At 33.6% G+C, this 9,592-nt stretch carries 10 protein-coding genes and 1 tRNA gene; 8 read left to right on the top strand and 3 right to left on the bottom strand.

Annotated features, from left to right (window positions below):
• Positions 1 to 489: 489 nt before the first annotated feature.
• Both WKI77_RS06420 and agl3 read left to right on the top strand, forming a co-directional pair.
• Entirely contained in the window at positions 490 to 951 is a 462-nt protein-coding gene (locus tag WKI77_RS06420; protein WP_337861003.1) for a hypothetical protein, read from the top strand.
• A 477-nt stretch (positions 952 to 1,428) separates the two neighbouring features.
• Positions 1,429 to 2,568, top strand: coding sequence for a UDP-sulfoquinovose synthase (gene agl3, locus WKI77_RS06415; protein WP_337861002.1), 1,140 nt, complete (start codon positions 1,429 to 1,431; stop codon positions 2,566 to 2,568).
• Here agl3 and WKI77_RS06410 read toward each other — a convergent pair.
• A complete protein-coding gene (locus WKI77_RS06410; RefSeq protein ID WP_337861001.1) occupies positions 2,555 to 3,277 on the bottom strand; it encodes a sugar phosphate nucleotidyltransferase in 723 nt (240 codons plus the stop codon). The two genes, agl3 and WKI77_RS06410, sit on opposite strands and share 14 nt — an antisense overlap.
• Before the next feature lie 77 nt (positions 3,278 to 3,354).
• Between WKI77_RS06410 and WKI77_RS06405 the strand changes: the two genes are divergently transcribed.
• The 5 genes from WKI77_RS06405 (at position 3,355) to WKI77_RS06385 (ending at position 6,686) form a co-directional block, all read left to right on the top strand.
• On the top strand, positions 3,355 to 4,290 hold the full coding sequence (locus WKI77_RS06405) for a TIGR00269 family protein (RefSeq protein WP_337861000.1): 936 nt from the start codon (positions 3,355 to 3,357) through the stop codon (positions 4,288 to 4,290).
• A gap of 36 nt (positions 4,291 to 4,326) precedes the next feature.
• Positions 4,327 to 4,401: transfer RNA gene (locus WKI77_RS06400), tRNA-Ile, on the top strand.
• A 461-nt stretch (positions 4,402 to 4,862) separates the two neighbouring features.
• A complete protein-coding gene (locus WKI77_RS06395) occupies positions 4,863 to 5,312 on the top strand; it encodes a hypothetical protein (protein WP_337860999.1) in 450 nt (149 codons plus the stop codon).
• 464 nt (positions 5,313 to 5,776) lie between these two features.
• The gene (locus tag WKI77_RS06390) at positions 5,777 to 5,983 is read left to right on the top strand and encodes a hypothetical protein (RefSeq protein WP_337860998.1); all 207 of its coding nucleotides are present in this window, start codon (positions 5,777 to 5,779) and stop codon (positions 5,981 to 5,983) included.
• Between the two features lie 103 nt (positions 5,984 to 6,086).
• Positions 6,087 to 6,686, top strand: a complete 600-nt coding sequence (locus WKI77_RS06385; protein WP_337860997.1) for a 2,3-diphosphoglycerate-dependent phosphoglycerate mutase — start codon at positions 6,087 to 6,089, stop codon at positions 6,684 to 6,686.
• Here the strand turns inward: WKI77_RS06385 and WKI77_RS06380 are convergent.
• The gene (locus WKI77_RS06380) at positions 6,683 to 7,918 is read right to left on the bottom strand and encodes an MFS transporter (protein WP_337860996.1); all 1,236 of its coding nucleotides are present in this window, start codon (positions 7,916 to 7,918) and stop codon (positions 6,683 to 6,685) included. The two genes, WKI77_RS06385 and WKI77_RS06380, sit on opposite strands and share 4 nt — an antisense overlap.
• A gap of 30 nt (positions 7,919 to 7,948) precedes the next feature.
• Positions 7,949 to 8,611, bottom strand: coding sequence for a DedA family protein (locus tag WKI77_RS06375; protein ID WP_337860995.1), 663 nt, complete (start codon positions 8,609 to 8,611; stop codon positions 7,949 to 7,951).
• Between the two features lie 98 nt (positions 8,612 to 8,709).
• On the opposite strand from WKI77_RS06375, the gene WKI77_RS06370 reads away from it, so the two are divergent.
• Positions 8,710 to 9,592, top strand: an 883-nt coding sequence (locus WKI77_RS06370; protein WP_337860994.1) for a D-glycerate dehydrogenase, incomplete at its 3' end; no start/stop codon positions are given.

The raw sequence follows: 9,592 nt of genomic DNA, 5'->3' as shown, positions 1-9,592 counted from the left end.
GGATTTTCGATTTTTATAAATTATTTGCAGAGTCATGAAAATGACGAATTTCTGGAGTAAAAAATTACTCTTTTAAAAAAATCTTATAAAAATCACTCACAGAATAAGGACTATTATTACATTCTTTTTTAGTGAATTAATAGCAGAGCATGAAAAACAGGGGCTACACTATCACCATCCCACTTCCAACCTTTGATGTCGCTCTGGCGTTGCATGAGGTGTTTGCAATGTTGGCTGGTTACTTATTCATTGCCGTTTTATAACTGATATTCTTAAGGGCGACCAGGAACAGGTCCATGAAGAAACGAACATGATTAATACCAAGTCAAAGAAATGATTCGGAAATCATGAGTTTTATCATAGGATAAATTAATTTTTAAATTATTAACTTAATACAGGTACAATTAATTTTACATTTTTACCACGTTCGCGTAAATCTAATAGAAATCTTTAGGGAAACGTTATATTAGCAGTTGGTATAAATATGTCGTGGAAGACAATGATTTTGGCATTAACGCAAAGCAACATAGAATACTGGCATCAAGGCTCTTTAATTATACCTGGGAACTCATGGAAAAAGAAAGGTCCTTAGAAGACGATGAACTTATGATCAGTGTTGCACAGGCATCACTGTTTCACTGGAGATTTGCCGGCGGAAAACTGGAAATATCGAGAGGCCACTGGATAATTTCAAGAGTTTACTCTATTTTGAAGATGCCTGAATCATCACTCTATCACGGAATGAGGGACCTGACAATTTGCGAAGAAGAAAATTTTAGTGATTTTGACATGGGATTTGCAAATGAAGCGGTTGCAAGAGCTTACTCCATAAAGGGAAGCAAAGAGCTTGCTATAGTGTATATCAAAAAGGCCATGGAATATGCACAAAAAATAGATGATGGTGAAGATAAAAACTGGCTTGAAACAAACATCAATACCATAATTATTTGAGAAATTGTAATTGCAGAGCATTTTTGAATTAATGGGAGCATAATGTTTTCTTAGCTAAAACGAATGTATAACATATTATAAGATGAATTATTTCCATCGATCAATCGTTAAATTCAACAAAATTGTTCGAGAAACCCAACAGAATAAAAAGCAGATATTTGTCTATAATAATACAATCAAAAAAAAATAATAAAGACTATAAACTCATGTCATACTTTTATGCAGGTCAGGAAAGAAATTTTAGCAATAAGCATCCACAATACAGGACTGAAGAAAGAGGAAAACACACCTTAATATGCGACTCCACAGATTGGGCACTAACATGAAGGCACCTCCTGCCAGGGAAGCTGAAAGCCTTTTCATGCATGAAACTGAATGTTAAACTTTTAAATCAGGCACATATCATTTTAACAATTATCCTAAATCTAACGATTCATAAAAGCAAAAAATATTATACGTTTTTCATATAAGTTATTAATGAAAGTTCTTATTCTTGGCATAGATGGTTATATAGGATTTCCGCTGGCTCTCAGGCTTCTTGATAGGGGCTATGAAGTTTACGGTGCAGATAATTTTTATACAAGAAACAGAGTAAGAAATTTGGGGTCCCGATCCGCAATAAAGATAAATTCAATGGGAACAAGAAATAAAAAACTGAATAATGCCATTAAATTTTATCAGGGCGATGTGAGCAATTCCAGATTTGTTTATGATATAATTCGTGACTCAAAACCGGATGCCATAGTCCATCTGGCTGAGCAACGTTCTGCCCCATATTCCATGATTTCACTTAAAACCGCAACAGAGACTCTTGATAAAAACATTGAAAGCACAATGAATATTATATATGCTGTGAAGGATATTGACAGGGATATACATATAGTAAAGCTTGGTTCAATGGGTGAATACGGAACTCCCAATATAGATATACCTGAAGGATTTTTGGATATAAAATACAATGGAAGAACTGATATGCTTCCATTTCCAAGGATGGGGCAGTCATGGTATCATCTTTCAAAAATATTTGACACATATAATCTAATGCTTGCCAATAAAATATGGGGATTGAGTGTAAGTGATGTTATGCAGGGTGTGGTATACGGCACCAGAACTTCAGAAATTACAAAATACAAGCTTTTTACACGTTTCGATATAGATCAGGTATATGGCACTGTACTTAACCGTTTTATCTCCCAGGCAGTCATAGGCTATCCGCTCACCGTTTATGGAAAGGGAAACCAGAAGCGTGCATTTTTATCACTTGAAGATAGTGTTGAATGCCTGAATCTCATACTTGATCATCCTGCAAATAAAGAATATAAGGTATATAACCAGTTTGATGAATATTATCCATTGAATTATTTGGCAGATACCGTTAAATCCCAGTATGAAAAAATTTATGGGAAGAGTGTTTCCATAGATCATGTGCCTGATCCAAGAGTTGAAATGGAAGACCATTATTATAACCCTGAAAATCAGAATTTAAAAGATATTGGATATAAGAGAAAAAGGGATCTTGAAGAAGAGATACCGGTTATGCTTAAAGATGTAAGGAAAAATATAAACCTTGTTTATAGCCTGAAAAATGTTATAAAACCATCTACTAACTGGAGATAACTTTACTGTAGTAATTATATGTTCTTTCCATTATTTTATAATAAGTGCCGCTGTTTCCAATACTTACCCAGTCGCTTCTTCTTATCTTAAACGGCAAAACTTTATTTCCGTTGATAATATGTTTATTTATTGCAGGAGTAAGCTCTGCTCCAGCTATTAAATCAAGAATTTCTTTATTGAATATATAAAATGCAGCAAGGGCATACTTTGATTCTGGATACTCTGGTTTTTCAATAACCTTAATTACTTTTCCATTTTTTATTGTTGCAACCCCATATAGTTCTGGATTAGGAACAGACATTACACTGAGTATGGTCTTTTTTGTGCTTCTGTGAAGATTGATCATATTTCCTATTTTATTTATGTCCAGTATAATGCCATCACCTGCATTTAATATAAAATCATTTTTTATGTAATCTTTTGCCAGCAATACTGCTTTTCCATATCCTTCTGGCTTTTTCTGATATATGAATTCAGTTCTCATATTCAAAGTGGATAAATAATCTTCTGTGTGCTTATCATTGATATCAAGAATAATAAAAAATTTATCTACACCGGATAATGAAAGGTTATATACTATGCATTCAATTATTGGCCTTAGCACGATTTTATTATTTCTTATGGTGTAAATTGGTAGCATCTCTTTTCTCATGCCCTCTGGAAGATTTGCCCTGGTTCCTTTGCCAGCAGCTGTTATAAGTGCATCCATATGAGGTAATCGAATCCTTTTTATTAATAATGTTGTATAAGAATATAATATTAATACAAATAAGGCATTATATAGGAATGGAATGTTCGATATGCGGTGCTTCCGCTGTTTATGAGGTAAAATACAACGGTTCAGCCTTATGCAAAAAGCATTTTCTCGAATACGTTGAAAAAAGGGTTAAAAGAGAAATCCGAAACCAGGTTGATTTCAACAAAAAAAATATGAAGATTTCGGTAGCCATTTCTGGAGGCAAGGACAGTTCTGCCACATTATTTCTTTTGCATAAGATATTATCAGAAAGAAGAAATCTTGAACTCACTGCATTTACAGTAGATGAGGGCATAGAAGGATACAGGAGCACCGGCCTCGAAAAAGCGAAAAAACTTTGCAAAAATCTTGGAATCCCTCATGGTGTAATATCATACAAGGAAAATTTTGGCTATACTCTGGATGAGATTATGAAAATAGATAAAAAAACAATATCATGCTCACACTGTGGCCCAATGAGAAGGCAGCTCATGAATAAAATTTCGGAATACACCGGATCCGATTATGTTGCACTGGGTATAAATCTAGATGATTATGCACAATCAATTTTAATGAACGTTGCAAAAGGTGATGTTGCACGATATGCAAGGATGGCGCCACATACATATACAAGGGAAGGATTGGTGCCAAGAATACTGCCTTTGAGGAAAATACCGGAGAAAGAGGTTGTTCTATACGCAATATTGAGCGGCATAGATTTTGATTCAAGCTGGTGTCCATACTATAGCATGGCGCAGAGAAATTCATTCCGGGAAATTGTAGAGAAACTGGAAAAAGAAACGCCGGGTACCAAATTTGCAATAGTAAAATTCTTTGATGAAACCAGGCCTGCAATAAAGGATAATTATATAAAAGAAAATACTGTTCTGAATAAATGCAGAATATGCGGTGCCCCTACTCCTGGAGATATATGTGAAGTATGCAATGATCTTGAACAAATTAGAAAAATAGAAAAGGAATTATAGAAATATTTATTTAATTTCTAACGATAAGGGTCTCACGGGGTTGTAGCTTAGCTTGGTTGGAGCACCCGGCTGATAACCGGGAGGTCACCGGTTCAAATCCGGTCAGCCCCATATTATTAATGGAAATATACATAAAACCAAAAAAAAGTTTACATTTTATCAAACTATTCGCATGTGTTAAAAACTTAACCCTATTTATTCAGGATTGTCATGGAATTGATTATTTTTAATGTTTGTAAAAACTATTATCATATCCCAAATTGAGTTCTTATATAAACATTATAATATAGATAAAAGAGTTAAAGAAAAAATGAAGTTAAACGGAAAAAAATACAATATATAATTAACTCGGTTATTTTCTCTTGTATAGCAATTCCCATTAAACTCGTATATTAATAAAACAAAAAGCCATAGCATAAAATTATAAATACAAAAATATGAAGGAATTAAACAGAAAGAAAGAGGAGAATTATCAATAAAATTGGCTATAATATATAATGTATCTACAAGATATATTAATAAAATAAGATTCGAGTTGCCAATATTTATATAGAAAATTCTTAAACATCATTTTGGGTAGACATTTAAAAAATTTTATTATGCCAGGTGAAAACATAGTTTTTGAATCTTCCGAAGAAGTGGAATTGAATGGTAATCCTTATAAAATGTATGTAACTGATAGAAGATTTATATGGTTTAAATCTAAAGGTCTTATAGCCAAAAAAATTGGTTTGGTAACCGCACCTATAGAACAGGTTAAAAACATTAAATATAATGAGAAAGGTTTGTTACGAAAAAAAGCCACAATCGAAATAATCACAACTCAACAGGTATATGCAGTATCTGGCAAATCTAATGAAATTCAACAGCTCTACAATAACATACAACTCACATGTTTAAAAAAGATGAGGAACCCTCTTAATAATTTTACTTATTGTACTTCACATTTATCAATTGACGATGTACATTACATCCTTGAACTTTATCCGTATTTAATATTCAAGATTCATGTTAAATTATAAACTGTTCCTTTTAATCTGGTAGATAATTCATATTTCTTAAAATCATATATTTTACATTTTTAATCAAAAGTATAAAGTTTGACATTTATCAGGTGGTTAATAGATTTTATAATATCCAAATGTTATATTTAAATATTTCTAAAATATTATTAATACTAAATAAGTTTTGAATAATTACACTATAGAAATACATTCTCTGAATATACTCTTTATTTATCCTTGTTTAGATGGTAATAAGTGTTTTCGTTGGTGATATTTTAATTTATTCAATTATGATACCGATGCGCGATTTGACCTTGTAGAGTATTTAATATTTTTTGGAATTAAAGAGGGTGTTATGACCTGACTTATAAGGTTAGAATATTTCACTACAGTAGAAGAGAACTATTTACTGCAATTACTGCATTGACAGACTGCGTTACAAGTTTTGTTGTTGGCGTAATATTCTCGTTCAGGATGCTACATTGCATCTAAAATATTCTGTTATTATCTTTAGTGCGGGATTTATAATAGCATTCATAATGCTTTATTTTATTATACTGGAAACAAAAGGTCTCACCGCAGAAGAAATATCAATGATGTTTATGGACAATAAATTGCTTGATTTAAAAAAATTCAAAAAAGATGAAATTAACATAAAACAGGAATCTACAGACCGGGCAAAGAAATAAAGTTATTGATATATATAATTTTTATCACCTGAATAACTGATTGAATTCTTATATTAGAAATAATACATACATATTTATTAAGCCTTATTTTATCCACTTCCATATGAAAGCATACATATTTATAAGGCATGGTGAAAGCAATATAAATGTTGAAAAAATTTTGTCGGATGATATTTCAGGTAATACACTTACAGAACTGGGAGAACAGCAGGCTGAAAGAACTGCTGAACAGTTGAAAGGGCTTAAATTCGATGGAATAGTAAGCAGCCCGATAAAAAGAGCATATGATACTGCAAAAATTATTTCCAATTACGTTGGGCTTGATATTAAAATCGATGAAAGATTAAAAGAAGTTTACCTTGGCAAGGCAAAGGGTCACAAAGCAGATGAATTTGTCAATAACTTATACCCAAATACACACATTACAGGTGATATTAGAGAAACTCTTGGCATGGAAACATGGGAACACTTGCAGGAACGTGTAAAAGCCTGCATGAGTGACTATAGAGGCAAATACATATTTGTTTCCCATTCAGACCCTATAAGGGCTATCGCTTCCAATTATCTTGGATTTTCCGAGGGAGAAAGTTTTGGCATGGCTATTAAAAATGCATCCATGACTGTAATAGGGAAGGAGCCGCTGAAATTGCTTTGCCTGGGGGCTATAAATCTCGATGATAAAATAAAATCAATATTTTCTTAATTGATTTTTGAAGATACAGGTTTTACAGTATTTTTTTCAGGATGCCATGATTTTACAGCTACGTAGTAAATAACACCACCAACAGCCTGCAATGCCCCGCCGATTACCAATGGAAATGCCAGATTAAGATCCATGAGATAACCGGATGCGCCGGTAGTTAGCTGTGAACCTCTGCCGGAAACTCCCTGTATTGATGTTGAAGTGCCATAATCTTCTTTATCTATGCCACGCACATTTATTGCGCCCCTCATTGGTGAACCAATACCTGCTACGGCCATCCTGCCAACATATATTGCTGAAGCTATAAATAGGAATGGAGTGAATGCTATTATTATGAACAATGCACCCTGAAGTACATGTGCTATTGATGCCATTTTCAGTGAATCTATTCTGCCATTGATGTACCTGCCTGATACAAATGATCCTATAGCTGTTGAGGCATATGCTACTGTATATATATTTCCAACCATTCCCGGGTCAATATGAAATTTCAATTCAAAAAATAATGGAAGAAGAGGCATTGCTATTCCTATAGCCGCTGCATTGATACTATTTGGCAATATAATCCTTAAAAGATATTTAAAACTGGTTTTTTTCATCACCTTTGTTGTTTTTTTAGGCCTTCTGTATTCATGCAATCTTGACAGTGCCATTAATGATCCAGCAACAAGAAGAAAAGATATTATAAAGAAAAGGCGGTAAAAATCCAGAACTCCAATAATATTTGACACAAAACCGTATGATGACATGAATAGCCCGCCAAAAATAGAGAAGAATGATGCAGTTGCGGTAAGCAGCGATAGCCTGTTAACACGGTTTCCTTCTCCAGGATAATTATTTGCAACAAAGGCAGTCATGCCAGGTGAAAATGCCCCTCTCATGCCTCCTGCGCCACCTGTTATTCCTGCAATCATTGCACCTAAAACTATGACGTATACATTTGTGGAAACTGCAAGCATCAATAATCCAACAACAGGAAATGCTTCTCCTATTATCAGTATTTTTGAATAGCCTATGTTGTCGCCAAGCCTTCCAAGAATCAGTACAAGAACAACATTGAAAATTATTATTGGAATATAGATAAGGCTTATAATTATAAGTGAGAAATGTAAATAGTGAAGATAAAGTGGCAATGCAAGTGTAACAAATATCAGGGCGGAACTTCTGAGTGCCCGGGAAATAAGCAGATAACGAAAAGACTTGTTAACAACATCTGCTGAATCTGAAAACATATAACAGTATATTGTTTATTAGTATATTATTTATTTGTTAGATAATATTTTACGGTTTCTGTTCTTAATTATTCTGATTCCAAAATACAGGAGAACGAGGATAAAGACAGCTATCCCGATATATGAATATTCGTCAAAATATTTAAGAAGAATCTCCCAGTGTGAGCCAAAAAGTATCCCGAGATAGATCAAAACTGCATTATATATCATATCTCCTGCAAGGGTGTAAAAGGAAAATTTCTTGAAATCCATAGTTGCTATGCCTGCAGGTATTGATATAAACGTTCTGAATACCGGTAAAAATCTTGTTGTAAAGACTGAAAGGTCTCCGTATTTAACGAACCATGCCTTCACCCGTTCTATTGTATCAGGTTTCAGGAAAAGGTATTTTCCATACCGCAGTATAAAAGGATCTCCACCGTATTTTCCTATTCCATAGGCTATCCATGCACCAACAAGATCTCCTACAGAACCGAATAATAACAAAAGAGTAATGGAATAAAATGAATTAAATGGATCAAGAAGTCCATAATAAGCAAGATACCCAGAAAATGTCATTACAACCTCTGAAGGTATAGGCAAAAGCATTCCTTCCAGCAGCATGAGGAAGAAAACCCCAGTCAACCCTAATTTTATTATAATCGCCTCTACGAATTTTATAATAGTTACAGTAAGTGATGTTATTATGCTCAATTGATCAATTGGTTATACAAGACATGTAATTAATATTTCTGTTGCTATATAGCACAACAAAGAGAAAATGATATATTCTTTTTATTATAATGTAATCTATGTATAAAATTCTTGTAACAAGGGAGCTGCCGGGCAATTACCTGAAAAGCATAGAGAACATGGACATTGATTATTTCCCTGGAACTGGTGATATGAGAGAGTGGATCTTATCAAATATTGAAAATGCGGATGGAATTATTATAACACTGAATGAGAAAATAGACAGAGAAATAATTGATAGGGCAAAAAAACTCAAGGTTATAAGCACTTACAGTGTTGGATATGATCATATAGATGTGGAATATGCGAAAAAGCATGGAATAACTGTAACAAACACACCGGAAGTTCTTACCGATGCTACAGCAGATTTAATTTTTGGGATAATGCTGGCTGTGGCAAGGAATATCGTGTCAGGAAATAATGTAATATTAAAGAATGAATGGAAATCAGGATGGAATCCAGAGTTTATGCTAGGCAGCGAAGTTCATGGCAAAACAATAGGAATAATAGGAATGGGAAGGATAGGAAAAGCAATACTGAAAAGAGCTAAAGGATTTGACATGAGAATAATATATTACAGCAGGCACATGCATGATGTTGATGCAGATTATGTTGATATTGATTCATTATTGCGCCAGTCGGATTATGTTATAATAGCTCTTGATCTTAACAATGAAACGTATCATTTCATGGATTATTGCAAATTTTCAAAGATGAAGAGAACAGCATTTTTAATAAATGGAACAAGAGGCAAAATTGTAAATGAATCTGATCTTGCAAGGGCACTGAAAGAAGGCCTTATAAAAGGGGCAGCACTGGATGTTTTTGAAAATGAGCCGGTTGATAACACAAATCCTTTGCTTTCATTTGATAAAATTGTAGTTACGCCACATCTTGGAAGTGCAACTTATGAAACAAGGGAAAAGATGGCAGAGACTGCAG

Origin of the sequence: Ferroplasma sp. (assembly GCF_037442045.1) — an archaeon.
GTDB lineage: Archaea > Thermoplasmatota > Thermoplasmata > Thermoplasmatales > Thermoplasmataceae > Ferroplasma.
This window is presented reverse-complemented; position numbering and strand designations above follow the sequence as displayed.